General features: G+C 67.9%; 28 protein-coding genes. 15 read left to right on the top strand and 13 right to left on the bottom strand.

Annotated elements, in window-relative coordinates; all coding sequences use genetic code 11:
• Together FM112_RS11800 and FM112_RS11795 are read right to left on the bottom strand one after the other, a co-directional pair.
• Positions 1-306: hypothetical protein (locus tag FM112_RS11800; RefSeq protein ID WP_140400670.1), on the bottom strand; the 306-nt coding region annotated here is incomplete at its 3' end.
• A 163-nt stretch (positions 307-469) separates the two neighbouring features.
• On the bottom strand, positions 470-1117 hold the full coding sequence (locus FM112_RS11795) for a dihydrofolate reductase family protein (RefSeq protein ID WP_087007761.1): 648 nt from the start codon (positions 1115-1117) through the stop codon (positions 470-472).
• An 82-nt stretch (positions 1118-1199) separates the two neighbouring features.
• Between FM112_RS11795 and FM112_RS11790 the strand changes: the two genes are divergently transcribed.
• From FM112_RS11790 to FM112_RS17445, 3 genes are all read left to right on the top strand, one after another.
• On the top strand, positions 1200-1733 hold the full coding sequence (locus FM112_RS11790) for a helix-turn-helix domain-containing protein (RefSeq protein ID WP_087007759.1): 534 nt from the start codon (positions 1200-1202) through the stop codon (positions 1731-1733).
• Positions 1734-1993: 260 nt separating this feature from the next.
• Complete coding sequence (locus tag FM112_RS11785) at positions 1994-2464, top strand: hypothetical protein (protein WP_087007757.1); 471 nt, start codon at positions 1994-1996, stop codon at positions 2462-2464.
• A gap of 203 nt (positions 2465-2667) precedes the next feature.
• A complete protein-coding gene (locus FM112_RS17445) occupies positions 2668-3390 on the top strand; it encodes a DUF3592 domain-containing protein (RefSeq protein ID WP_217874544.1) in 723 nt (240 codons plus the stop codon).
• A gap of 165 nt (positions 3391-3555) precedes the next feature.
• Here FM112_RS17445 and FM112_RS11775 read toward each other — a convergent pair whose 3' ends face one another.
• Positions 3556-4029, bottom strand: coding sequence for a type II toxin-antitoxin system VapC family toxin (locus tag FM112_RS11775; protein WP_087007755.1), 474 nt, complete (start codon positions 4027-4029; stop codon positions 3556-3558).
• Between the two features lie 229 nt (positions 4030-4258).
• Here FM112_RS11775 and FM112_RS11770 point away from each other — a divergent pair, with 229 nt between their 5' ends.
• A complete protein-coding gene (locus FM112_RS11770) occupies positions 4259-4807 on the top strand; it encodes a hypothetical protein (RefSeq protein WP_087007753.1) in 549 nt (182 codons plus the stop codon).
• A gap of 193 nt (positions 4808-5000) precedes the next feature.
• Here the strand turns inward: FM112_RS11770 and FM112_RS11765 are convergent, their stop codons facing one another.
• On the bottom strand, positions 5001-5306 hold the full coding sequence (locus FM112_RS11765; RefSeq protein ID WP_087007775.1) for a helix-turn-helix transcriptional regulator: 306 nt from the start codon (positions 5304-5306) through the stop codon (positions 5001-5003).
• A gap of 5 nt (positions 5307-5311) precedes the next feature.
• Positions 5312-5662 (bottom strand): type II toxin-antitoxin system RelE/ParE family toxin, encoded by a 351-nt coding sequence (locus FM112_RS11760; RefSeq protein WP_087007773.1) that lies wholly within the window; start codon positions 5660-5662, stop codon positions 5312-5314.
• Between the two features lie 584 nt (positions 5663-6246).
• On the opposite strand from FM112_RS11760, the gene FM112_RS11755 reads away from it, so the two are divergent.
• Positions 6247-6471, top strand: a complete 225-nt coding sequence (locus FM112_RS11755; protein WP_087007751.1) for a hypothetical protein — start codon at positions 6247-6249, stop codon at positions 6469-6471.
• 116 nt (positions 6472-6587) lie between these two features.
• Here the strand turns inward: FM112_RS11755 and FM112_RS17440 are convergent, their stop codons facing one another.
• From FM112_RS17440 to ychF, 4 genes are all read right to left on the bottom strand, one after another.
• Complete coding sequence (locus tag FM112_RS17440; protein ID WP_254910474.1) at positions 6588-6866, bottom strand: GNAT family N-acetyltransferase; 279 nt, start codon at positions 6864-6866, stop codon at positions 6588-6590.
• A gap of 255 nt (positions 6867-7121) precedes the next feature.
• Positions 7122-7442 (bottom strand): HigA family addiction module antitoxin, encoded by a 321-nt coding sequence (locus tag FM112_RS11745; RefSeq protein ID WP_087007749.1) that lies wholly within the window; start codon positions 7440-7442, stop codon positions 7122-7124.
• The gene (locus FM112_RS11740; RefSeq protein ID WP_087007746.1) at positions 7417-7698 is read right to left on the bottom strand and encodes a type II toxin-antitoxin system RelE/ParE family toxin; all 282 of its coding nucleotides are present in this window, start codon (positions 7696-7698) and stop codon (positions 7417-7419) included. The genes FM112_RS11745 and FM112_RS11740 overlap by 26 nt, the downstream gene beginning before the upstream one ends.
• Positions 7699-7731: 33 nt before the next feature.
• A complete protein-coding gene (ychF, locus tag FM112_RS11735) occupies positions 7732-8805 on the bottom strand; it encodes a redox-regulated ATPase YchF (protein ID WP_087007743.1) in 1074 nt (357 codons plus the stop codon).
• A gap of 94 nt (positions 8806-8899) precedes the next feature.
• On the opposite strand from ychF, the gene FM112_RS11730 reads away from it, so the two are divergent.
• The 4 genes from FM112_RS11730 (at position 8900) to FM112_RS16920 (ending at position 13073) form a co-directional block, all read left to right on the top strand.
• Positions 8900-9529: a 3'-5' exonuclease gene (locus FM112_RS11730; RefSeq protein WP_087007741.1), complete on the top strand. Its 630-nt coding sequence runs from the start codon at positions 8900-8902 to the stop codon at positions 9527-9529.
• A gap of 33 nt (positions 9530-9562) precedes the next feature.
• On the top strand, positions 9563-10765 hold the full coding sequence (locus tag FM112_RS11725; RefSeq protein ID WP_087007739.1) for a hypothetical protein: 1203 nt from the start codon (positions 9563-9565) through the stop codon (positions 10763-10765).
• Positions 10766-10822: 57 nt separating this feature from the next.
• Positions 10823-11974 (top strand): DNA recombination protein RmuC, encoded by a 1152-nt coding sequence (locus tag FM112_RS11720; protein WP_087007737.1) that lies wholly within the window; start codon positions 10823-10825, stop codon positions 11972-11974.
• A 391-nt stretch (positions 11975-12365) separates the two neighbouring features.
• Positions 12366-13073 (top strand): DUF5626 family protein, encoded by a 708-nt coding sequence (locus FM112_RS16920; protein WP_140400669.1) that lies wholly within the window; start codon positions 12366-12368, stop codon positions 13071-13073.
• A gap of 239 nt (positions 13074-13312) precedes the next feature.
• Here the strand turns inward: FM112_RS16920 and glpX are convergent, their stop codons facing one another.
• Complete coding sequence (glpX, locus tag FM112_RS11715) at positions 13313-14257, bottom strand: class II fructose-bisphosphatase (protein ID WP_087007735.1); 945 nt, start codon at positions 14255-14257, stop codon at positions 13313-13315.
• 189 nt (positions 14258-14446) lie between these two features.
• Between glpX and fbaA the strand changes: the two genes are divergently transcribed.
• Both fbaA and FM112_RS11705 read left to right on the top strand, forming a co-directional pair.
• Positions 14447-15475, top strand: coding sequence for a class II fructose-bisphosphate aldolase (gene fbaA / locus FM112_RS11710; protein WP_087007733.1), 1029 nt, complete (start codon positions 14447-14449; stop codon positions 15473-15475).
• Positions 15475-15939, top strand: coding sequence for a DUF6264 family protein (locus FM112_RS11705; protein WP_254910472.1), 465 nt, complete (start codon positions 15475-15477; stop codon positions 15937-15939). Before fbaA ends, FM112_RS11705 begins: the two co-directional genes overlap by 1 nt.
• 4 nt (positions 15940-15943) lie before the next feature.
• Here the strand turns inward: FM112_RS11705 and ilvD are convergent, their stop codons facing one another.
• Complete coding sequence (gene ilvD / locus FM112_RS11700) at positions 15944-17854, bottom strand: dihydroxy-acid dehydratase (protein WP_087007729.1); 1911 nt, start codon at positions 17852-17854, stop codon at positions 15944-15946.
• Between the two features lie 185 nt (positions 17855-18039).
• Between ilvD and FM112_RS11695 the strand changes: the two genes are divergently transcribed.
• Complete coding sequence (locus FM112_RS11695) at positions 18040-18882, top strand: helix-turn-helix transcriptional regulator (protein ID WP_087007727.1); 843 nt, start codon at positions 18040-18042, stop codon at positions 18880-18882.
• Here the strand turns inward: FM112_RS11695 and FM112_RS11690 are convergent.
• Positions 18879-19931, bottom strand: a complete 1053-nt coding sequence (locus FM112_RS11690) for a 4-hydroxy-3-methylbut-2-enyl diphosphate reductase (RefSeq protein WP_254910471.1) — start codon at positions 19929-19931, stop codon at positions 18879-18881. The two genes, FM112_RS11695 and FM112_RS11690, sit on opposite strands and share 4 nt — an antisense overlap.
• A 46-nt stretch (positions 19932-19977) precedes the next feature.
• Here FM112_RS11690 and xseA point away from each other — a divergent pair, with 46 nt between their 5' ends.
• Genes xseA through FM112_RS11675 form a run of 3 tightly spaced genes read left to right on the top strand, consistent with a single transcriptional unit; the run spans position 19978 to position 22087 of the window.
• Complete coding sequence (gene xseA, locus FM112_RS11685) at positions 19978-21192, top strand: exodeoxyribonuclease VII large subunit (RefSeq protein WP_087007725.1); 1215 nt, start codon at positions 19978-19980, stop codon at positions 21190-21192.
• 5 nt (positions 21193-21197) lie between these two features.
• Entirely contained in the window at positions 21198-21440 is a 243-nt protein-coding gene (locus FM112_RS11680; protein WP_176386806.1) for an exodeoxyribonuclease VII small subunit, read from the top strand.
• A gap of 8 nt (positions 21441-21448) precedes the next feature.
• Positions 21449-22087, top strand: coding sequence for a DUF4245 domain-containing protein (locus FM112_RS11675; RefSeq protein ID WP_176386805.1), 639 nt, complete (start codon positions 21449-21451; stop codon positions 22085-22087).
• A 77-nt stretch (positions 22088-22164) separates the two neighbouring features.
• Here FM112_RS11675 and FM112_RS11670 read toward each other — a convergent pair whose 3' ends face one another.
• Positions 22165-23571, bottom strand: coding sequence for an aspartate ammonia-lyase (locus FM112_RS11670; RefSeq protein WP_087007718.1), 1407 nt, complete (start codon positions 23569-23571; stop codon positions 22165-22167).
• Between the last annotated feature and the right edge of the window lie 5 nt (positions 23572-23576).

The raw sequence follows: 23576 nt of genomic DNA, 5'->3' as shown, positions 1-23576 counted from the left end.
TCTGCTCGAAGCCGGCGGTTTCAGACCTCGACTACACCCTCGTTCGTGAAGAGCCAGTTTGGAGATGGCTCCGCGGAAGAGGACCAGCCTTCGCGTTCCCGCGGCTCCGGGAGCGTAGATGGAGAGCACGTCCTCGGAATAGACGCGGGAGCACCGGTCGACGAACTCGTCGATCGCTCCCCGGTCGCGAAAGCCGAGCAGCATGAACACGGAGTTCTGGATCTGCCCCCGCACCTGGCCATTCGGGTTGATCTGCTGGAACTCCGACCTGATCTGCCGGTACTCGTAGCCCTCGAGCAATTGCATGTCGTTCCTCTCCGGCCCCGCGCCGGGCCGTGTCGCCCGGGGCGCATTCCCCCGCTCGGACGCCTCGGATGCACCGGTGCGAGACCTCGGAGGAATCCTATACTCCATCCAATGCGCGACCGGTGAGCCCCCGTACTCGCAGCCCGGCCGGCGGTGCTCCGGCTCAGGACCGTTCGCGATTCCTGTTCCACAGCTGATGGATCAGCCCGCTGGACGTGCCGATGGACTCGACGGCGAATCGATCCTCCAGCCCGGCGAGATGGTCCCAGATCCGGACGCCGGTACCGAGCACGACCGGCACGACCGCCACGTGCAGGAAGTCCACGAGGTCGGCCTGCAGGAACTCGCTCACGGTCGTCGGGCCGCCGCCGATGCGGACGTCCAGTCCGCCGGCCGCCTCCTGCGCCTGCCGAAGCGCTTCCTCAGGCGAGGCATCGATGAAGTGGAAGCCGGTCCCGTTCGCGAACTCGATGCTCGGGCGGGGGTGATGGGTGAGGACGAAGACGGGCGTGAGGAACGGCGGCTCGTCTCCCCACCAGCCCTGCCAGCCGTCGTCGGGCCACTCCCCAGTCTGCGGCCCGTATTTGCGGCGGCCCATGATCTCGGCGCCCACGCCCTGGCCCCACATGCTGAACAGGGCCCGGTCGACGGTCACCGGCTCGTCGGTGCCGTGAACGCCGTGGATGACGCGGCCGTCGAATCGGCTGAAGAGCGCCTCGGCCCCGCCGATGGGATGCTCCAGCGTCACGTGATCGCCCGCGGCGAAGCCGTCCGACGAGACGAACAGGTTGTGGACTCGCGTGCGCGCCATGACGGCCTCCGAAGTGATTGCAGATCGAGATCACTTGACGGTACCGTGGAGTGGTTTCATTCGGCAAGCACTTGGAGGGGCAATGGCTCGCGAGCGGCCACGTTCAGGATGCGCGATAAACGCGGCCGTCGAGGTCCTCGGGGATGCCTGGAACCTCATCGTGCTTCGGGACATCGTCTTCGGCGGGCGTCGCCATTTCCGCGAGCTCCTGGCGAAGAACGACGAGGGGATCGCCTCGAACATCCTCGCCGGCCGGCTGCGGAGCCTCGTCGAGGAGGGCCTGCTCACCCGGGACGAAGCGACCCGGGGGCAGCGGGCGGCGTACTCGCTCACCGAGGCCGGGATTCAGACCGTCCCCGTCATGGTGTCGCTCGGCTCCTGGGGCATGCGCCATCGCGACACTGCCCCCGAGCTGACGATCCGGGCCCGCCTACTGGCCGAGTCCCCCGACCTGGTCGACGGCCTCATGGCCGAGCTGCGCGAGCTGCACCTCGGCATCCCGCGAAGCGACCCCGAACCGCCCTCCGCATCGGACCGGCTCCGACGGGCGTACGAGGCCGCGATGCAGGAGGAGAGCGCGACGCGCGACTCCGCGGCCGAGTCGCTGCAGCAGTAGCCGCCCCGCTCTCTCCCGACGACCGGGGCGAGGGCCCTCGGACAGGGTTCAAGACCCGGACGCGCACCGACTCATCGTCGCCCGTCCTGCCCCTTCGACGAGCGGAGGATGCTCGTTCTCCGGTCGGCGCCCAGCGCCTTCTCCGATATCGCCTTGAACGTTCTCCCGATGTTCAGCAGGCGGTCACCGTCGACGGGCCCGCTGCATCCATCGAATTCATAGGGTGAGGCCCGAGGCGATCGCCCGCGGGAGGAGAGGTCATGCCGAGCATTCACCGGGTCGTGCCGTTCGAGGGCATCGACAACGCCAGATTCGGCATGACGCCCGAACAGCTCGCGGACATTCTCGGCGATGCCGACGAGGTGCGGCACAATCGGATCCTCGAGGACACGGCCGAACGCCGGGGCGCGACCGAATACGTGTTCCACGACGGGGTGCTCAGCGAGATCGTCGCGTACAGGCCCGGGCGCGGCAAGGCCATCCGCGAGCAGCTCGACGGCGCACGGTATGCGCCCGTCTTCTACGACGACATCGAGATCCTCGACGAGCAAGGCTTCGAGATGCTGCGCGCGCGGGAACAGACGAAAGAGGGCATCGGCGGCCACTCCGTCCTGTTCCCCGAGCTCGGACTCCTCGTGACCGGATTCGGCAAGCGCGTCCCCGAAGGCGCATACGCGACGGTGTTCCAGCGGGAGCAGCTGGACCACTTCGAGATTCTGCTCGACGTCTGAACCGCGCCGCCGCCCACGGACGGGAGTGCTGATGCTCGACTTCCTCGACCGATTCGCGGAGCCTCGGCTCCGTGATCGGTAGCGCCGGCCGTAGGAGACTATGGAGGGCAGGAGGGGTGCCGCACCCGGCAGACTGAGGTTCGGCGGGTGCACCGGTGCGCGGGACGTGCCGCACCGGACCGGGACTGGATAGGGGCCATGAGATGAGCACGATCGATCCGCGACGTCGCCTTCGCCGGCGCCCCTGGTTCCTGCCGGTCCTGCGCGGCACGCTGTGGACCCTGTCGGGAGGGGCCGCCTTCGGGGTCGCGTTCGTCCTGACGGCATTCCCCTTCGACGACGGCGCGTGGACGCTCGGGCTGGTCGCGATCCCGATCCTGCTCGTCATCGCCATCGGCCTCACGGACGCCAACACCGAGATCCCCGCACGGCAGGCCCGGTACCCGTGGCCGTTCTCGCTCTGGACGCTCGGCCTCTGGGCTGCGTGCGCCGGCGCGGGGATCCTGCTCGGCAGCGCCTGGCCGAGCATCAGCGGCATCCTCTCGGAGGAGGGGCTCGAAGCAGATCCCGGACGGCCGCTCTTCGTGCTCGGCGCGGCGCTCCTGCTCATCGGGGCCGGGATCCTGGTCGGGGCCGCACTGCTGCGCGCGAGCCGAGCCATCCTCGCCCGGCACGCCCGGAGCATTCGGCTGACGGGCCCCCGAGTGCCGGCCGTCGTGACGGAGGTCACCCGCAATCGCGGGGACAACACGGTCGAGCTCTGGAACATCACCCTGCAGTTCCAGGACTCCCAGGGCGCCGATCGCTGGCATCGGCTCGTGCATCATCGCCGGCTCCCGATCGGCAGCCGGCATTGGATTCGCTACGACCCCGAGAAGCCGGGCCGCAGATCGACGCTGTTCGTCGAGTGGACCGAGCGGCGATGAGGCCCGCCGCCGGCGAGCATCCACGGCGGGTTTCATCCGGACGGACCGGCAACGCCAGGCGTCGCCCGCCGCGGTTCGGCGCATCGGAGCGCCTCCCGCCGGGCCCGGCTCTGCACGGTCGGCCGTCCTCTGCCACGGCCCGCGTCGACGAGCGCAGGGGCGGCGCTACCTGCTCGCTGGCGCCTGCTTCGAGAACGGTCTCGTCGATAGGCCTGTTCGCGGTGCTACCCACGGGTCGACGAGCACGATGCCGGTGTACGCGAAGGCCTTGGTGTCTCGTGTCGCGCACACCGCTTCATGGGTACGACAGATCGCCGCGATCTGCGCATCCGCCGTCATGATCGGCAATCCGACGCGCTCGCGCTCGCACAGGATCTCGGCGTAGGCATCGGCACACGACTCGTCGAACGGGAGCACGGCGTGACCGCCGCGATACGGCTCGACCGTCGTCGATAGCGCCTTCCCCAGCTCTTCCTTGCGCCTTCCGTCGGGGAGTCGGCGTACACCGGCGAACAATTCGGCCAATGTGATGGCCGTGATCGCCACTTCGACCTCGAGCGATTCAAGCCGCGCGACCACCCGCGCCTCGGGCTGCCGGCGGAAGAGCTCCGAGATCACGTTGGTGTCGAGGACGATCATTCGAGGTCCACCGCGCGGGCGGCATCCGTGCGCGCCGGAACGGGCAGGTCGTCGACACGGATGCTCGGCGGTGTCGCAGTACGGCGAGTCGGTGGGGACGAGGGCCGAATCGACCCGACCGGGCCAGTCGTCGGCTGGTAGCCTAGCTGGAAGACCTGGCCATGACCTGCGGCAGCCTCCTAGCAATCGACGAAGTCGAATCCCGCACACCGACGAGCGGACAAAGCCCTTGATCACCGAATTCATGCGAGATCAGGCATTTGCCATTAGCTTGTTCGGGTTGATGGTGGCCGTGTGGTTCGGCATGGCGCAGGAGGATCCGGGGCCCAAGTCTCGGCTTCGATTATGGGTCGGTTCTGCGATTGGACTGATCATTGCCGCCGCCTTCGGAGTTATAGTCGGGCGCAACTGGAACACTCCAAGCGCGCTGGATAATGGTGTCTGGTGGGTTTTCGGGGCCACCTTCATCGTGATGAGCCTGTTCATCGGCGGCGGCGCGATCTTCTTGAAGATCCGCAAGCGGTATCGATGGTTCGGCTGGTGGATTGCGCTGTGCGTCGCCGTACATTTTGCACCGTTGGTGTGGGTATTTGAAGATTGGACATACCTGGTCTTGTCCGTCGTCCAGGTGGCCGGCCTTGTGCTGATGTTTCCGCGACTCAAGCGAGCCGAGTATGAGACAAGTCGACTGGCCTGCTCGTGGCTCGGTGTCACGTTTTTGGCGTGCTCAGCCGTGTCCGCGATCGTGTTCTTAATTCGGTACGGCTATCCATATTGAATCCTGAAGATCGCTCTGCCGTGACGATGCTAAGCAGGGCGAGCTTCGCGCGGAGTCGCTATTTCTTGCCGCTGGACTCGCACGTTGCATCTGAACTCCACCACGTGCCCACACGTAGGGCTATCTCTCAGGAGCGGTAATCCGTCCGGGATGAAAGAAGCAGGACACGGGGTCCTGACAGTGCCGGCTTCGGTCAGGCCACCTGGACACGCTGGTCGCCCAGCACGTATTCGAGCGCCAGGCCGCCGCCGACCGCCTCGAGGTAGCTGCGGATCGTTCCGACCCTCGCATTATCAAGGTCGCCGTGCTCGATCTTGGAGACCTGGCGCTGCCCTACGCCGATACGCTCCGCGAGCTGAGCCTGTGTCAGGCCAGCTTGCTCGCGCAGCTCACGGAGCCGGTATGCACGCACCTCGGCGAGCATCCGCCCCTTGTATGCGTCAACGCGCTCCCGGTCCACGGGATGCTCGGCAACGAAGTCCTTCAGCGACAGAGCCATCTCGGTCACTCTCCTCTCAGTTTGCGCAGGTGCTCGTCGAAAATGTCGTCGGCCAGCGGGATGTTCTTCTTGTACCAGCGAGTCCAGTCGCCGGCTTTGTCGCCCGCGATCAGCATGATCGCTGAGCGCTCCGGGTCGAAGGCGAACAGTACGCGCAACTCAGATCGCCCAGATGAGCCCGGCCTGAGCTCCTTCATGTTGCGATGTCTTGACGACGACACCGTGTCGACGATCGGCCGACCCAGCTGAGGGCCACGATCCTCGAGCAACTCGATCACGGCGACCACCTGCGCACGCGAGTCATCATCCAGCGAAGCAAGCCATCCCGCGATCAGCTCGATGTCCACGCTCCACATGATGCAAGCGTAGACCATGCATGGTCTACGAGCAAGAGGTGGCCCCATCGGCGGTTCGAGACGCTGGGACTTCTGTGCGGATAGGTGACGGGCTCCACCTCCCGTTCATACATGTCGCGAGCAGAAACTGGATTGACTCGCTGATGGCATGGCAGATAGAAACGCGTCAACACCCCTACCGAGAATTACTCGCTTTCCGGCTCTTCTGCCCCGAGTGCTATACGATTCTCGACTCGCTCGCCTTCCATTACCCCGACATCGCAGATGAGTGGTCCCCCATGAACTCAGTCTCGCCATGGCACATTCGGCCGAACACAAGCCAGCTCGTCGAGCCACCCCGGTAGATATGCCGACGCGACCCGGCGCACATGTGGCAGGCCATGCCTGCCGCTCGGGTCAATGGCTCCCAATGCCCTGAGTGCCAGATCACCGGAAAGTCGATGATTGAACGTCTGCACCTCGACGCTGCTCGTCAGCACTGGGGAGAAGCCCAGTCAGGACCACGCATCCAATCGCCCGCGTTCAGCAACCACTCCTCATGGTCAGTAGACATTCACGTCTCGCTACCCGATGGGAGATCCCTGGTGATCGAGTACGACGGCTCCTACGGGCACAAGGATAAGGAGGACGTCGACCGCATCAAGAGCTTGGACCTACTCCACGACGGACACATCGTCGTCAGGCTCCGAGAAGCCCCCTTACCCTCCTTGGAAATTGAAGATCCGAACTACCACGAACTGCTTGTCTACTCAGGCGCCCAGGATCCAAGCAGGGCCATCCAGGCAATTAACAAGCTGGTGGCAGATTGATCTCTCAGGTGGGAACGAATGGATCCGCCGCATAAAAATCGTCCCTGACCAGGGGTTCAAACATTGAACCGGAACTCGACCGAGTTCCGGCACGGAGGACCATCTGAGCCTCGCTGCTATCCGTCGATCATCGGAACAGGATCGAACGATGGTAAAGGATCGGATCTCAGCCTCCCGTAGGTGTCCACGTCGATCCGCTGCCCGCCCACGAGGAACTTCTCGCGCTCGGTTCCCTCTTTCACGAATCCCGCACGCCTCGCCACCGCTCCAGATGCAGGGTTGTTCACCCGATGACCGAGTTCCAGACGCTCCAGCCCGCCTGTCGTCAGGGCCCACTGAGAGATGGTTGCCGCAGCCGCAGCGGTCCACCCGCGTCCGCGAGCAGCGTCCGTCATCCAGTACCAGAAACCAGCCACTGCGATTCTCGTCGTCGACGCTCACGCACACCAATCCGACGAGGGCGTCGTCGGTGACTATGGCCCACGGTTCGTGCGGCGAGTCCGAGCCCACCAAACGGCTCACATAGCGCTCCGCCTCGGCGAACGTCGACACGTCTCCCTGGCGAGCCATGTCAGGGTTGGAGGTGAGCGCGGCGAGAACTGAGGGAGCATCACCATGACGAAGCCTCCGCAATGCGAGAGACAAAACACTCATGCGACCGCCAGAGGCGTGATCGCAGCGACCTTGTCGCGCAGCGCCCGCCGCTCGAGCCTCAGTTCGTAGTTGGACTGCAGGTTCATCCAGAACTCCTCGGACGTGCCGAAGTAGCGCGCCAGACGGATCGCCGTATCAGCGGTGATCCCCCGCTTACGGTGCACGATCTCGTTGATCCGCCGTGGCGGCACCCCGATGGACACGGCGAGCTTGTTCTGCGTGATTCCGAAGCCCTCGATGAAGTCCTCCATCAGGATCTCTCCCGGGTGGATCGGATCGATGAGGTCGGCCTCAGTGGTAGTCGACGAGTTCGACATCTTCTGCACCTCCGTTTCTCCAGACGAAGCAGAGACGCCACTGCGCGTTGACGCGGATGCTGTGCTGACCGCGTCGGTCGCCGACCAGACGCTCCAGACGGTTGCCCGGCGGGACCCGGAGGTCCTCGACATCCTTCGCCGCATGGATCAGCTCGAGCTTCCGCAGGGTCGCCCGCTGCACCGTCCGCTCGACGCGCTTGACGTACTGCTCATGCCAGATGCGCTCGGTGTCCTTGCTGCCGAACGATCTGATCACGAGATCAGTGTATGACGGGCAGCGTCAATAACGCTAGACGTTAAACCTGAACTCCACAACATCCCCATCCTGCATCACATACTCCTTGCCCTCCATGCGCACCTTGCCCGCGGCCTTGGCGTCGTTCATGGAGCCGGCCTCGACGAGGTCGTCGAAGGACACGATCTCGGCCTTGATGAAGCCGCGCTCGAAGTCGGTGTGGATGACGCCGGCGGCCTGGGGTGCCTTGTCGCCCTTGCGGATGGTCCAGGCGCGTGCCTCCTTGGGCCCGGCGGTGAGGTAGGTCTGCAGCCCGAGGGTGTCGAAGCCCACGCGCGCGAGCTGGTCGAGACCCGACTCCTCCTGCCCGAGCGAGGCCAGCAGCTCCTCGGCCTCCTCCTTCGGCAGGTCGATGAGCTCCGATTCGGTCTTCGCGTCGAGGAACACGGCCTTCGCGGGCGCCACGAGCGCTGCGAGCTCGTCGAGCTTCGCCTGGTCCCCCAGCACCTCCTCGTCGATGTTGAAGACGTAGATGAACGGCTTCGAGCTCAGCAGCCCCAGCTCGCGGATGGGCGCGAGGTCGATCGACGTGCTCGAGAGCAGCGTGCCCTCGTTGAGCGCCTCGAGCGCCTCCTTCGCCGCCGCGAGCACGGACGGGTCGATCTGCTTGATCTTCGCGCCTTTCTCGTACCTCGGCAGCGCCTTCTCGATGGTCTGGATGTCGGCGAGGATCAGCTCGGTGTTGATCGTCTCCATGTCGCTCGCGGGCGACACCTCGCCGTCCACGTGCACGACGTCGGGGTCGTTGAAGCCGCGGACGACCTGGGCGATCGCGTCGGCCTCGCGGATGTTCGCGAGGAACTGGTTGCCGAGCCCCTCGCCCTCGGAGGCGCCCTTCACGATGCCGGCGATGTCGACGAAGGACACCGTCGCAGGCAGGATCTTCTGGGAGCCGAAGATCTCGGCGAGCTTCCCGAGCCGCGCATCCGGCAGTTCGACCACGCCGACGTTCGGCTCGATCGTCGCGAACGGGTAGTTCGCCGCGAGCACGGTGTTCTTGGTCAATGCGTTGAAGAGGGTCGACTTGCCGACGTTCGGCAGTCCCACGATTCCGATAGTTAGAGCCACGGGAGACGAGTCTAGTCGTCCACCGACGCGCCCACCCGCGAAGGACCGCGCATGCCCCGAGCGCTCCGAGCATCCCGTGCGACCATAAGAGGCGATGTCTGTAGATTTCGTCGCGATCGACTTTGAAACGGCCAACCGGTCGCCCGCCTCGGCGTGCTCGGTCGGACTCATCCGCGTGCGCGACGGCGAGGTCGCCGCGACGGAGGAGTGGCGCATCCGCCCGCCCGCCGGTCACGACGAATTCGCGCCCTTCAACGTGCGCCTGCACGGCATCAGCGCCGCCTCCGTGGCGGATGCCCCGCAATGGCCCGACTCCCTCGCCCGCATCCTCGACTTCGTGCAGGACGACGTGCTGGTCGCCCACAACGCGCCCTTCGACATGGGCGTGCTCGTGGCCGCCACGAGGGCCGTCCGCCTGCCCGTGCCGCAGCTGCGCTACTTCTGCTCGCTGCGCCTCGCCCGCCGCAGCTACCGGCTCCCCTCCTACGCGCTCCCCCACGCCTCCCGCGCCGCCGGCTACGAGCTCACCGCGCACCACGACGCGCTGGCGGATGCGGAGGCCTGCGCGGCCATCGTCGTCGACGTCGCGCTCCGCCGCGGCGAGGAGACCGGCGGCCCGCTCGGCATCGACGCCCTGAGCGAGGACACCGGCGTCACCATCAAGAGCCTGCGCCCCGGCGACCCGCCCGCGCTCGAACGGCTCGTCACCGGCGCGACCTTCTGACCGCCCCCACGACACGACTCCAGGAGATCCGTTTTGCCAACGCCCCGCTGGAAAGCACTGCTCGAGAACCCCGACCGCATCGACCCCGTCGGCGTCGACCTCGCGATCGTCACCGACGGCGGCGACGAGGCCTACCGCGCCGCGCTCGGCCGCTGGAACCGGCTGCGGCACCAGGACGACCGGGACGCGCACGCCGGCATCGCCTACATCCTCGCCGAGGCCTTCGACGACCTCCGCGGGCTGCAGGAGCTCGCCTCGGAATGGCCCGAGACGCTGCCCGAGGAGCTCTCCTGGCGCCTCGCCGTGGCCGGGCCCTCGCAGGCCATCCGCGAGGTCTTCGGCCCGAAGGTGCTCGCCCCGCTCCGCGACTGGCTCGACGCGAGCATGGGCGAGGAGGTGCCGCACGAGGAGGCGCGGATCGCGCGCACGCTCTTCCCCGACGACGACGGCGAGGTCTACCTCCCGCTGCGCCGCGTGCTCATGGAGGTCGTCGACATCGACGATCCGGGCCCGGCCGAGCGCGTCGCCGACGACCTGCTCGTGGCCGCCGCCTCCGCCACGCCCGACAGCCAGGACGTGCAGCGCACCGTGCTCGCCTACTGGGGCGAGGAGCCGCCGCTCGACGAGGTGCCCACGGCAGACCCCCTGCCCGGCGAGCCGCCCGCCTCCTGGTACGCGACCTGCGAGCTGATCGCCCGCTCCCGCCGGCCCGAGTTCGCCGACCGCGTCATCGAGGTGGCCACCCGCGACGAGGAGGCCTGGAACGGCCCCGGCAGCGACGCCGAGACACTCGTCCTCGCCCTCGGCGAATCCGCTGGCGGCACGGCGGATGCGAAGCTCCTCGAGATCGCGAAGGCGCGGGTGCCGATGTCCGGCACCGCCGTGCGCACCCTCGCCGATCGCCGGCGCCGGCTCTCGGGCTCCGCGCCGGAGATGACGAAGCACATGGTCGCCCTCGTCAAGGGGATGATCGAGCACGGCATCCTCGAGCAGATGCCCGGCAAGCACACGCTGCTCGCCCTCGCCAGGCAGCGCCGCGCGGACGAGGACCCGATGACCGCCGCCACGGCGATCGCCGACGCCCTCGGCCGCCCCACCGGCGAGGAGCTCGCCCCCGAATGGTCGGCGTTCTCGGCGTGGCTCGAGGACGCGGAGCTCCCCGGGCCGGCGCCCGTGCCCGCGGCGCCGCAGAAGCGCGAGCGCGGCGGCCTCGGCCGCCTCTTCGGCCGCCGCTAGACGGGATCCGGGCGCCCCGGTTCGCCCCGTGTCGGGGGCTCGTGGCAGTCTGCACGCATGGAAATGCTCTGGATCCTGCTCGCCCTCCTCATCGGTCTGGCCATCGGCGCGCTCGGCGCGCGCATACTGTTCGCCGCGAAGCTCGCGGCCGCGGCCGCGCAGGCATCCGGCGCGGAGGCGCGGGCCGAGGAGCTGCGGGCCCAGCTCGAATCGGGCCAGCAGCAGCGCTCCGACGAGCAGCGCGTCCTGCTCGAACTCGCGCCCATGCGCGCCGAGCTCGAGCGGATGCGCCGCACCGTGCAGGAGTTCGAGCAGGAGCGCAACGAGCTGAGCGGGCGGCTCTCCGAGCAGCTGCGGCGGCAGGCGCAGGCGGACGTCGAGCTGCGCGCCTCGACCGAGCAGCTCGCCGCCGCCCTGCGCTCGAACACCGAGCGGGGCTCGTGGGGCGAGGCGCAGCTGCGCAACCTGCTCGAATCGGCCGGGATGCTCGAGCACGTCGACTTCGACCTGCAGCGCTCCTTCGCGAACGACGAGGCCGTCGCCCGCCCCGACGCGGTCGTGCACCTGCCGGGCGAGCACGCCCTCGTGATCGACTCGAAGGCCCCGATGAACCGCTACCTCGAGGCGATGCGGCTCCCGCACCCCGGCGACGAGGAGACGGAGCAGCGCCGCCGGTCGCTGCTGCACGAGCACGCGCGGGTCGTGCGCGGCCACGTGGATGCGCTGCGCGCCCGCGACTACCCCGCCGCCGTGCCGGGCTCGCCGCGGCTCGTCGTCGCCTACCTGCCGAGCGAATCGGCCCTCTCCGCCGCGATCTCCGCGGACCCGGGCCTGCTCGACTACGCCTTCGGCAGGGATGTGGCGCTCGCCTCGCCGGTGACGCTCTGGGCGATCCTGCGCGCCGTCGCGGCGGCCTGGCAGCAGGAGCGCGTGAGCGAGTCCGTGGCCGAGGTGCTCTCGCTGTCCTCGGACCTCTACCGCAGGATCGGGACGGCCGCCGGGCACCTGGCCAAGCTCGGCAAGCAGCTCCACGGCTCGGTCACGGCCTACGACAGCCTCGTCGGCTCCTTCGAGACGAGGGTCTTCCCCACCGCCCGCAAGCTCGGCGAGTACGACGCCGCGGCGAAGCCCCACGTCCGCCCGCAGCCGATCGAGAAGACCCCGCGCCCGCTCACCGCCCCCGAGTTCACCTCGGAGCCCGCGGACTGAAAGTCGCTCGGCCATTCGACCTGAAGGCACGGGTTTTATCCCGCTCCGCGATGACTTATGAGATGACGATTGATCGATCGCAGAGGGTAAGTAACAGAACAGTCTCATTTCCTCAATACACCTTAGCCAACGTGATGCAACCGATATGCACACGGCAATAGGCTACAGCAATGTAACGAGAACTGACCAATGCGGCGACACCATTGACAGACCCCGCGCAGATTCATACGGTGGTAACAATTCTGCGATCGGAGGAAACACGGATAACCACTCTTTCTACACTCTTACGGCGCTCGAAGCAGCAAAACCTGAGTCGCCCTAACCACTCAATTGATATCGAATCAAAATATCACTCAACGATGAGAACCAAAACTAGATTCGGGTACATAAAATGATAAAAACAGCTCTTACTGTAGTGACAGCAACAAGCTTCGCCCTGCTCCCCCTCACGGCTTCACCTCTCGAAGCAGGCGCAGAATTAATTTCATCGAATGAGCAAGCATTCTCACCCTCAGAGAAGGAACTCCTGCAACAAGAGTTCGAAAAGTACAATGTAGACAAGGAGACACAGGAGTTACTATTCCAGAAACTCGATGAGGGAGTCCCTTGGGATTCGCTTGCGGGAACAGAAGAGCCTATTGACTCACTTGTCTACACTGATAACGGGCATGAAATCACCTTGGAGACATACCCCGACGGCTCAATCATCGCCACCGAAGTCGAACTCCCCGCTCATGAGCTGGAGGCAGGAGAAGTCGCACCCCTGGACTGGGGATGCACCTACACCAGTGCCGGGTCGGCAAATGGTGGATACTGGACAGGCTGCAACGTGACGGTAAACCGGCTAGTCCTGCAAATGGGATTCCATTTGGACTATGAAAATGTTGCCGGCTCTAGCCCAAAAATCACTAATACTTACAACTACCACCATTACTGCATCGGTTGCTCTCTCACTAACCACAGACTTGAGCAGCTCAGCCCCACCCAGGTCCGATATTCTGCGGATTATGCATTCGCCTTCGAAGGATTCCCGCTCGGGTGGACAAATTGGATGCAAGCAAATCTGAACGGTTCCGTCATCACCACGACGAACAACTAGAAGAGGACCTGTAATGAACTGGGCTGCACTTCTGCAGATATCAGCACTACTACTGGCAGCACTAGTCATAGTGATGGTCGTCATTATGATCTCAAAGAGGGTTCGCAAGAACAGACATCAAGCAAGAAGAGATATTCATAAGCCCTGACTCACGCAAATAGTACCGACTTCGAGAGATAAATATCAGTGGGTGCGAGACGGATTCTGTCTCGCACCCACTGATGCGTTCGTCTCTCTGGCTACGCGCCCTCGCCCAGCCACTTGTCGGCGCGGTGCTCCGCCGTCACGCGGCGGAAGGTGCCGGAGCGCGCGCGGAGCACGACCGAGTCGGTCGTGATGCGGTCGCGCTCCCGGTCCACGCCCTTCACGAGCCCGCCGTCGGTGACGCCCGTGCAGACGAAGAACGTGTTCTCGGTGCGCACGAGATCGTCCTGGGTGAGCACGCGGCCGAGGTCGTGCCCGGCGTCGATCGCCTTCTGCCGCTCCTCGTCGTTGCGCGGGTGGAGGCGCGTCTGCATCACGCCGTCGAGGCCCTTGATCGCGCAGGCCGTGATAATGCCCTCCGGCGTGCCGCCGATGCCCACGCACATGTCGATCCGCCCCGTCTCGAGCGCGGCGTTGATGCCGCCCGCGACGTCGCCGTCGAGCAGCAGCTCGGTGCCCGCGCCCGATTCGCGGATCTCGGCGATGAGCCGGTCATGGCGCGGCCGGTCGAGGACGGCGATGTTCATGTCCTCGACGGTCTTGCCGAGCGCCTTCGCGAGCGCGCGGATGTTCTCGCCGATCGGGCGCTCGAGGTCGAGCACGCCCTTGGCCGAGGGGCCCGCCACGATCTTCTCCATGTAGAAGACCTCTTTGGGGTTGTACATGGTGCCGCGATCCGCCACCGCGATGACGCTGAGCGCGTTCTGCCGCCCCGCCGCCGTGAGGCTCGTGCCGTCGATGGGGTCCACGGCGATATCGCACAGCGGCCCGCGGCCGTTGCCGACGATCTCGCCGTTGAAGAGCATGGGCGCCTCGTCCTTCTCGCCCTCGCCGATGACCACCTCGCCCTGGAACTCGACGGTCGAGAGGAACTTGCGCATCGCGTCCACCGCGGCGCCGTCGGCGGCGTTCTTGTCGCCCCGGCCGATCCACGGCACGGCGCGGATCGCGGCCGCCTCGGTGGCTCGCACCAACTCCATCGCGAGGTTCCTGTCGGGGTGCTTGATCAGTTCCGCTTCATTGCGCGAACCTGCATCCTTGGCTTCGGTCACGGTCAACCCTTTCGACGAAGTTGTTCTCCGCACCCAGCGTAGCCAGTGGACTCGAGAATCGGTGAACGTCCATCGCTAGACTGCACATGTCGTCCGAAACATAAGGAGTGGCCCCCTATGCCCATCGCAACACCCGATCAGTACGCGGAGATGCTCGACCGCGCGAAGCAGAACCAGTTCGCGTACCCGGCCTTCAACGTCTCCAGCTCCCAGACCGTCAACGCCGTGCTCCAGGGCCTCACCGAGGCCGGCTCGGACGGGATCATCCAGGTGACCACCGGCGGCGCCGACTACTTCGCCGGCCAGACCCGCAAGGCGCGCGCATCCGGCGCCCTCGCCATGGCGGCGTTCGTGCACGAAGTCGCGAAGAACTACCCCATCACGGTGGCGCTGCACACCGACCACTGCCCGAAGAACGCCCTCGACGACTTCGTGCTCCCCCTCATCGAGGCGTCGGAGGAGGCCGTCAAGGCCGGCGGCGAGCCGATCTTCCAGTCGCACATGTGGGACGGCTCGGCCGTGCCGCTCGACGAGAACCTCGAGATCGCGAAGGAGCTCCTGCCCCGCATCAAGGCCAACAACCAGATCCTCGAGGTCGAGATCGGCGTGGTCGGCGGCGAGGAGGACGGCGTCGTCGGCGACATGAACGACAAACTCTACACCGACCTGGACGACGCGATCGCCACCGTCGAGGCGCTCGGCCTCGGCGAGCAGGGCCGCTACATGGCGGCGCTCACCTTCGGCAACGTGCACGGCGTCTACAAGCCCGGCAACGTCAAGCTCCGCCCCGAGATCCTCGCCGACATCCAGGCGGGTCTCGCCGAGAAGTACGGCACGGGCCCCAAGCCCCTCGACCTCGTCTTCCACGGCGGCTCGGGCTCCACCGAGGAGGAGATCGCCACCGCGGTCAAGAACGGCGTCATCAAGATGAACATCGACACCGACACGCAGTACGCCTACTCGCGCTCCGTGGCCGACTCGGTGCTCAAGAACTACGACGGCTTCCTCAAGATCGACGGGGAGGTCGGCAACAAGAAGGTCTACGATCCGCGCTCCTGGGGCAAGAAGGCCGAGACAGCCATGGCCGCTCGCGTCGTCGAGGCCACGCAGCAGCTGGGCTCGCACGGCAACTCGCAGTCGATCTAGTGGCGGATCGAACCCCTTCCGGGCCCCGGGGCGATGCTCCGGGGCCCGGTCCCGTACTCGACCCCGAAGAGGTGCGCAGGATCCGGTTCCGCGGCGACCGGATGATCGGCATCATGCTGTTCGTCGTCGGCGTCGCGGCCACCGTCGTGCACATGGCCTCGGTGACGGAGTCCGGGCTCGCGGAGCAGGGCGTGCTCGCCTTCCAGACCTACGGCCTCGGCGACTACGTGCGCCCCGAGAGCCTCGCGGGCATCGGGGTGATCGGGCTCGTGCTCCATCCCCTCAACTACGCGGTCTGGCTGTACATCGCGCTGCTGCGCTGGCGCAAGCGGAAGTTCGCCGCCTGGTGCGCGGTGGTGGGCGCGGTGACCGCCGTCATCATCAGCGTGGTGATCATGACGGCGGCCCTGGCGGCGCACCCGGAGGTCGTCGAGTGGGCGCAGCGCGGCATATCGGCCCCGTAGCCCCCTAGCGGGCGACGGTCTCGGCCGGCGCCGCCGCACCCTCGACGGCTGCGGGCAGCCCCTCCTCCGGGACGTGGCGCGCCGCGCCCTTGTCGGCCGAGAGCGCGAAGGTCGCGTACGCCCGCAGCGCCTGCGAGACCTGGCGGTCGCGGGCCTTGGGACGGTACCCGCCCGAGGCCTCGAGCGCCGCGCGGCGGCCGGCCAGCTCCTCCTCGGACACCTCGAGCTCGAGCTTGCGGTTCGGGATGTCGATGCTCACGATGTCGCCGTCCTCGACCAGCGCGATCGTGCCCCCCGCCGCGGCCTCCGGCGAGACGTGACCGATCGAGAGCCCCGAGGTGCCGCCCGAGAAGCGGCCGTCGGTGATGAGCGCGCACGCTTTGCCGAGCCCGAGGCCCTTGAGGTACGAGGTCGGGTACAGCATCTCCTGCATGCCCGGCCCGCCCTTGGGACCCTCGTAGCGGATGACGACGACGTCGCCCTCCGAGACCTGCTTCGTGAGGATCTTCTCGACCGCCTGCTCCTGCGACTCGCACACCACCGCGGGGCCCGAGAACACCCAGATGGACGGGTCGACGCCGGCGGTCTTCACCACGGCGCCGTCGAGGGCGATGTTGCCCCGCAGCACGCCGAGGCCGCCGTCCTTCGAGTAGGCGTGCTCGATGTCGCGGATGCAGCCGCCCGCGGCGTCCACGTCGAGCGCCGCCCAGCGCTCCGACTGCGAGAACGCCGTCGCCGAGCGCTTGCCGCCCGGGGCCGCGTACCAGAGGTCCAGGCTCTCGCGGCTCGCGTTACCGCCGCGCACATCCCACTCGTCGAGCCACTCGGCCAGCGAGCGCGAGTGCACCGAGTGCACGTCCTCGTTGAGCAGGCCCGCGCGGCGCAGCTCGCCCAGCAGCGCGGGGATGCCGCCGGCGCGGTGCACGTCCTCCATGTAGTACATGCGGCCGTCGGCCGGGTTCGGCGCTACCTTCGCGAGGCAGGGCACGCGGCGCGAGACCGCGTCGATCTCGTCGAGGCCGAAGTCGACGCCGGCCTCGTAGGCGGCGGCGAGCAGGTGGAGGATCGTGTTGGTCGAGCCGCCCATCGCGATGTCGAGCGCCATGGCGTTGCCGAAGGCCTCGGGCGTCGCGATGTTCCGCGGCAGCACCGACGCGTCGTCCCCGTCGTAGTACCGGTTCGCGATCTCCACCGAGAGGGCGCCCGCCCGCTCGTAGAGCCCGCGCCGGGCGGTGTGCGTCGCGAGCACCGAGCCGTTGCCCGGCAGCGAGAGGCCGATCGCCTCGGTGAGGCAGTTCATCGAGTTCGCGGTGAACATGCCCGAGCAGGAGCCACAGGTGGGGCAGGCCGACTCCTCGATGCGGAGCATGTCGGCGTCCGAGACGCTCTCGTTCACGGCCTCGGACATCGCGTCGACGAGGTCGAGCGTGCGCACGGTGCCGTCCACGAGCGTGGCCCGGCCCGACTCCATCGGCCCGCCCGAGACGAAGACCGTGGGGATGTTCAGGCGCAGCGCCGCGAGCAGCATGCCCGGGGTGATCTTGTCGCAGTTCGAGATGCACACGAGCGCGTCGGCGCAGTGCGCGTTCGCCATGTACTCGACCGAGTCGGCGATGAGGTCGCGCGAGGGCAGCGAGTAGAGCATGCCGCCGTGGCCCATCGCGATGCCGTCGTCCACGGCGATCGTGTTGAACTCGCGCGGGATGCCGCCCGCCTCCTTGATGGCCTTCGAGACGATGCGGCCCACCGGCTGCAGGTGCGTGTGGCCGGGGACGAACTCGGTGAAGGAGTTCGCGACGGCGATGATCGGCTTGACCCCGATGTCGAGCGCTTCAACGCCGGAGGCGCGCATGAGGGCGCGGGCCCCCGCCATGTTGCGGCCGTGGGTGACTGTTCGAGAGCGTAGATGTGGCATGCGACCATTTCCTCATGAGCGGGATCGGGAGGGAAGACGCTCTCAATACTAGTAGTGCCACTGCTAGCATCGGAATTCGACCGGCCCCGATCGAAGCGCGGGCCGCGCGGACGGAGTCGCCGGCGCGATGGGCCGGCACGGCACGAGGAGTCACCCTGGAAGATGGTCGCGAGAACCCGGATCGGATGCGCGAGCTCGGTACGTTCTTGCGTCGACGCCGCGAGCGGCTCGTGCGCGAGGACTTCGACCTGCCGCCGGTGGGCCGCAGCGCCCGGACCACGGGCCTGCGGCGCGAGGAGATCGCCTACCGGGCCGGCGTGAGCGTCACCTGGTACACCTGGCTCGAGCAGGGCCGCGACATCAACCCCTCCCGCCAGGTCATCGACTCGCTCGCCGTCACGATGCGCCTCTCGGCCGCCGAGCACGCCTACGTCCTCGCGCTGGCGGGCTACGCGGCGGTGACCGCCGACGGCCCCGCCTCGCCCGAGTCCCTGCCGCCCCAGCTGCAGCGCTTCCTCGACGCGCAGGATCCCTCCCCCGCGTTCGCCCTCTCGGCGAACTGGATGATCGTGGGCTGGAACCGCGCCTACGGGGCGCTCTACCCCGGCGTCGCCGAGGCGGAGCCCGAGCGGCGCAACCTGCTCCGGCTCATCTTCACCGACCCCTCGGTGCGCTCGCTGCTGCCGGACTGGGAGGTCACGAGCCGCCAGTTCCTCGCCGAGTACCGGGCCGAGACGGGCGGGATGCTCGGCCAGGAGCAGCACGTCCGCCTCATCGCCAGCCTCACGGAGGAGAGCGCCGAGTTCGCCGAGGCGTGGCAGGCGCACCGCATCGAGCGCTTCGCCTCGCGGGAGCGCCGCTTCCGGCACCCCGTGGGCGAGCTCGTCTTCGAGCAGCACCGCCTCGTGCCCTCCGACCAGCCCGAGCTGCAGCTCGTCGTCTACCTCGCCGAGGCGGGCTCCGAGACGCTGCTCGCGATGCACGGGCTGCTCGACGCCCCGGACGGATCCTCCGACGCGGAGGGCTAGCGCTGCCGGCCGCCCCTGCCGCGCTCGTCGCCGGGCATCGCCTGCCGCAGCTCCTTCGGCAGCGAGAACATGAGGTCCTCCACGGCGGTCTCGACCTCCTCGACGTCGCGGTAGCCGGCCGTGGCGAGCGCCGCGAGCGCCTCCTGCACGAGCACCTCGGGCACGGAGGCGCCCGAGGTGACGCCGACGGTCTCGACGCCGTCGAGCCACTCCTGGCGGATCTCCTCCGGGTAGTCGATGCGGTGGGCGGCCCCGGCCCCGTACTGCAGGGCCACCTCGACGAGCCTCACCGAGTTGGAGGAGTTGGCGGAGCCCACGACGATCACGAGGTCGGCCCGCGCAGCGATGCGCTTGATCGCCGCCTGCCGGTTCGTGGTGGCGTAGCAGATGTCGTCGGAGGGCGGGTCCTGGAGGTTCGGGAAGCGCGTGCGGAGCCGGTTCACCGTCTCCATCGTCTCGTCCACCGAGAGCGTGGTCTGGGAGAGCCAGACGACGTTGTCGGGGTCGCGCACCTCGACGGTCTCGGCCTCCTCGGGGCTGTTCACGATCGTCACCCGGTCGCCGCCGTGCCCGGCGGTGCCCTCGACCTCCTCGTGGCCGTCGTGGCCGATGAGGAAGATGTCGCGGCCCTGCTTCGAGAACCGGGCCGCCTCGCGGTGCACCTTCGTGACGAGCGGGCAGGTCGCGTCGATCGTCTCGAGATCGCGCTCGGCGGCCGCCTCCTTCACCATCGGCGAGACGCCGTGGGCCGAGAACACCAGGTGCGAGCCCGGGGGGACCTCGTCCACCTCGTCCACGAAGATCGCGCCGCGCGCCTCGAGCTCGCTCACGACGTGCTTGTTGTGCACGATCTGCTTGCGCACGTACACGGGCGCGCCGTAGTGCTCGAGCGCCTTATCCACAGCCACGACCGCCCGATCCACCCCGGCGCAGTATCCTCGAGGGGCGGCCAGCACGACGCGCTTGGTCCCGGCCACGGGCCGGTCCTCGAGCACCGCGCCCGGGCGAGGCACCCGGGGCGTCGGCAGCAGCACAGTCGGTTCAGTCACGCCGCCCAGTCTACCGAGCCACCGATCACAGGGAATGAGGACGCCCATGGCAGCGCAGTCGACCCCCGAGCAGCCGTTCCAGGTGCGGTTCATCTCGCAGTCCATCCGCGAGTGGATCGCCCGGCTCGGCTCGGCCTGGGTCGAGGGCGAGCTCACCAGCTACGACGTGCGCGGCGGCCACGCGTACGCCAAGCTCCGCGATCTCGACGAGGACGCGAGCATCTCGCTCACCGTCTGGCGCAGTGTGCGCGAGCGCATCGGCGGCGAGTTCAAGAAGGGCGATCGCGTGGTCATCAACGCGAAGCCCGACTTCTGGGTCAAGGGCGGCACGCTCTCCTTCCAGGTCTACGACATGCGGCACGCCGGCGTCGGCAACCTGCTCGAGCAGCTCGAGCGGCTGCGCCGCAAGCTGGCCGAGGAGGGCCTGTTCGACCCCGCGCTGAAGAAGCCGCTCCCCTTCCTGCCGCAGCGCATCGGCCTCATCACCGGGCGCGAGTCGGACGCGGAGAAGGACGTGCGCCGCAACGCGGAGCTCCGCTGGCCGGCCGTGCGCTTCCGCACGATCCACACGCGCGTGCAGGGCGACAGCACGGTGCCGGAGGTCACCGCCGCCATCCTCGAGCTCGACGCGGACCCCGAGGTGGACGTGATCATCATCGCCCGCGGCGGCGGCGACTTCCTCCACCTGCTGCCGTTCTCGGACGAATCGCTCGTGCGGGCGGCCGCCGCGGCGCGCACGCCCATCGTGAGCGCGATCGGCCACGAGGCCGACCGGCCGCTGCTCGACGAGGTGGCGGACCTGCGCGCATCCACCCCCACCGACGCCGCGAAGCGCGTGGTGCCCGATGTCGCCGAGCAGCTCGACATCGTCGAGCAGGCCCGCGCCCGGCTGCGCGGGCGGATCACCGAGCGCATCCGCGTCGAGAGCCAGTACTTCGAGTCGCTCCGCTCGCGACCCGTGATCGCCGACCCGGTGTGGATGGTCGATCAGCGCGGCGAGGAGCTCATGCGCCTCGCCGCCCGCGGCGTCGAGCTCGTCGACCGGCGCGTGCAGCACTCCCTGGACGCCGTCATCTCGCTGCGGCAGCGCCTCAACTCGCTCTCGCCGCTGGGCACGCTGCAGCGCGGCTACGCGATCGTCGAGCGCACCGGCCCCGCGCCCGAGGAGCGCACCGTGGTCACCGAGACCGATCAGGTCGCCGCCGGCGACCGCCTGAGCATCCGGGTCACCGATGGACGAATCGAGGCAGCCGTAGAATGAACCCCATGACTTCCCCCGACGCCGAAGCCCCCCGCCCCGTGCAGGACCTGAGCTTCGAAGAGGCCCGAGACGAGCTCGCCCTCATCGTCCAGTCGCTCGAGCAGGGCTCGCAGACCCTGGAGCAGTCGCTGCAGCTCTGGGAGCGCGGCGAGGCGCTGGCCGCACGCTGCGAGGAGTGGCTCAAGGGCGCTCGCGAGCGGCTCGAGCGCGCTCGCGAGCAGCAGGATTCCCCGGCGGACGAGGAGTAGCGGCGGCCTTGGCGAAACGCACGAAAGAACCGCCGATCGTCGCGGAGCTCGGCCGCCCCGAGACTCCCGAGGAGACGGCAGCCCGCAAGGCCGAGAACTCGCGGCTCTACCGCCAGCGCAAGACGATCAACAACCTCATCGCGGCCCTCGGCGTCTCGCTCATCGCGATGCTCGCGCTCGTGCTGATCGTGCCGCGCGACGACCGCGAGCAGCTGCCCGACGTCGACTTCCATGCGGTGGCCGCCGAGGCGCAGCCGGGCTTCGAGGAGCCGCTCGCCGACCCGCAGGTGCCGGAGGGCTGGCAGTCGAACCAGGCCGAGATCCGCACGAGCGCCGACGGCGTCACCGAGTGGTACATCGGCTTCATCCTCGTGGAGGACGACTCCGCCCAGCAGTACGTCGGCCTGAGCCAGGGCATCAACGCGAACGATACCTGGGTCTACGAGATGGTGGACCGCAGGCCCCCCACCGGCACCGTGATCATCGACGGGGTCGAGTGGAAGGAGTACGACTACAGCGTGCTCGAGGAGGACGAGGCGGGCAACAAGGCCTACGCGCTCGTCCGCCGCGACGGCGGCTCCACCTACGTGCTCTACGGGCCCCACTCCCCCGAGATCGTCCAGGAGCTGGCCGGCCTCGTCCTCTGAGACCTCCGCCCGCCGTCCCGCGAACGGATCCGCCCCCGCCCTGCAGTGCAGGGCGGGGGCGGTTCCGTCGGGCGACGCTACAGGTTCGGCGAGGTCATCTTCAGCACGTCGAGCTGCTCGTCGAGCTGCTCCTCGGTGATCTCGCCGCGCTCGACGAAGCCGAGGTCGATGACGGCCTGCCGCACGGTGACCTTCTCGGCCACGGCGTGCTTGGCCACCTTCGCGGCGGCCTCGTAGCCGATGACGCGGTTGAGCGGCGTCACGATCGAGGGCGAGGACTCGGCGAGCTGGCGCGCGCGCTCCTCGTTCGCCTCGAGGCCCTCCACCGTCTTCTCGGCGAGCACGACCGAGGCGTTCGCGAGCAGGCGGATGGACTCGAGCAGCGCGGTGCCCATGAGCGGGATCTGCACGTTGAGCTCGAACGCGCCCGAGGCGCCGCCGAACGCGATGGCCGCGTCGTTGCCGATGATGCGCGAGCAGACCATGAGCACGGCCTCGGGCACGACGGGGTTCACCTTGCCGGGCATGATCGAGGAGCCCGGCTGCAGGTCCGGGAGGCGCAGCTCGCCGAGGCCGGTGTTCGGGCCCGAACCCATCCACCGCAGGTCGTTGTTGATCTTCACGAGCGAGACGGCGATGGTGCGCAGCGCCCCCGAGGCCTCGACGAGGCCGTCGCGCGCGCCCTGCGCCTCGAAGTGGTCCTCCGCCTCGGTGAGCGGCAGGCCGGTGTTCGAGGCGAGCTCGGCGATGACCTGCTCCGAGAAGCCCTTCGGCGTGTTGATGCCGGTGCCGGTGGCCGTGCCGCCGAGCGGCACCTCGGCGACGCGCTCGATGGTCGACTGCACGCGGGCGATGCCGAGGCGGATCTGCCGGGCGTAGCCCGAGAACTCCTGGCCGAGCGTCACGGGGGTCGCGTCCATCAGGTGGGTGCGGCCCGACTTGACGACGTCCTTCCACAGCTCCGCCTTGGCCTCGAAGGCCTCCGCGAGGCGGGTCAGGGCGGGGACCAGGTCCTCGAGCAGCGCGCCCGTCACGGCGACGTGCACCGAGGTGGGGAAGACGTCGTTGGAGGACTGCGACGCGTTCACGTGGTCGTTGGGGTGCACCTGCTCGCCGAGCGATGCGGTGGCGAGGTGCGCGAGCACCTCGTTGGTGTTCATGTTCGAGGAGGTGCCCGAGCCGGTCTGGTAGACGTCGATCGGGAACTGGTCGAGGTGCTGCCCCGAGATGATCTCCTCCGCGGCGGCGACGATCGCCTTCGAGCGGCCCTCGTCGATGATGCCGAGCTTCTCGTTCACGATGGCGGCGGCCCGCTTGACCTGCGCGAGCGCGATGACCTGACGGTCCTCGAGCCCCTGGCCGGAGATCGGGAAGTTCTCCACCGCGCGCTGCGTCTGCGCCGCGTAGAGCGCGTGCTTCGGCACCCGGACCTCGCCCATGGTGTCGTGTTCGATGCGGAACTCGGAATCCTGGTTTTCCACCACGTTTG

The sequence above is a fragment of the Gulosibacter sp. 10 genome, from assembly GCF_900163695.1.
Classification (GTDB): domain Bacteria; phylum Actinomycetota; class Actinomycetes; order Actinomycetales; family Microbacteriaceae; genus Gulosibacter.
This window is presented reverse-complemented; position numbering and strand designations above follow the sequence as displayed.

What these genes read in the sequence shown, in the direction of transcription:
- FM112_RS11795 (WP_087007761.1), bottom strand. Translation starts at nt 1,117, where the DNA reads ATGGCGCGCACGCGAGTCCACAACCTGTTCGTCTCGTCGGACGGCTTC.
- FM112_RS11790 (WP_087007759.1), top strand. Translation starts at nt 1,200, where the DNA reads ATGGCTCGCGAGCGGCCACGTTCAGGATGCGCGATAAACGCGGCCGTC.
- FM112_RS11785 (WP_087007757.1), top strand. Translation starts at nt 1,994, where the DNA reads ATGCCGAGCATTCACCGGGTCGTGCCGTTCGAGGGCATCGACAACGCC.
- FM112_RS17445 (WP_217874544.1), top strand. Translation starts at nt 2,668, where the DNA reads ATGAGCACGATCGATCCGCGACGTCGCCTTCGCCGGCGCCCCTGGTTC.
- FM112_RS11775 (WP_087007755.1), bottom strand. Translation starts at nt 4,029, where the DNA reads ATGATCGTCCTCGACACCAACGTGATCTCGGAGCTCTTCCGCCGGCAG.
- FM112_RS11765 (WP_087007775.1), bottom strand. Translation starts at nt 5,306, where the DNA reads ATGGCTCTGTCGCTGAAGGACTTCGTTGCCGAGCATCCCGTGGACCGG.
- FM112_RS11760 (WP_087007773.1), bottom strand. Translation starts at nt 5,662, where the DNA reads ATGTGGAGCGTGGACATCGAGCTGATCGCGGGATGGCTTGCTTCGCTG.
- FM112_RS17440 (WP_254910474.1), bottom strand. Translation starts at nt 6,866, where the DNA reads ATGACGGACGCTGCTCGCGGACGCGGGTGGACCGCTGCGGCTGCGGCA.
- FM112_RS11745 (WP_087007749.1), bottom strand. Translation starts at nt 7,442, where the DNA reads ATGTCGAACTCGTCGACTACCACTGAGGCCGACCTCATCGATCCGATC.
- FM112_RS11730 (WP_087007741.1), top strand. Translation starts at nt 8,900, where the DNA reads ATGTCTGTAGATTTCGTCGCGATCGACTTTGAAACGGCCAACCGGTCG.
- FM112_RS11720 (WP_087007737.1), top strand. Translation starts at nt 10,823, where the DNA reads ATGGAAATGCTCTGGATCCTGCTCGCCCTCCTCATCGGTCTGGCCATC.
- FM112_RS16920 (WP_140400669.1), top strand. Translation starts at nt 12,366, where the DNA reads ATGATAAAAACAGCTCTTACTGTAGTGACAGCAACAAGCTTCGCCCTG.
- glpX (WP_087007735.1), bottom strand. Translation starts at nt 14,257, where the DNA reads ATGGAGTTGGTGCGAGCCACCGAGGCGGCCGCGATCCGCGCCGTGCCG.
- fbaA (WP_087007733.1), top strand. Translation starts at nt 14,447, where the DNA reads ATGCCCATCGCAACACCCGATCAGTACGCGGAGATGCTCGACCGCGCG.
- ilvD (WP_087007729.1), bottom strand. Translation starts at nt 17,854, where the DNA reads ATGCCACATCTACGCTCTCGAACAGTCACCCACGGCCGCAACATGGCG.
- FM112_RS11695 (WP_087007727.1), top strand. Translation starts at nt 18,040, where the DNA reads ATGCGCGAGCTCGGTACGTTCTTGCGTCGACGCCGCGAGCGGCTCGTG.
- xseA (WP_087007725.1), top strand. Translation starts at nt 19,978, where the DNA reads ATGGCAGCGCAGTCGACCCCCGAGCAGCCGTTCCAGGTGCGGTTCATC.
- FM112_RS11680 (WP_176386806.1), top strand. Translation starts at nt 21,198, where the DNA reads ATGACTTCCCCCGACGCCGAAGCCCCCCGCCCCGTGCAGGACCTGAGC.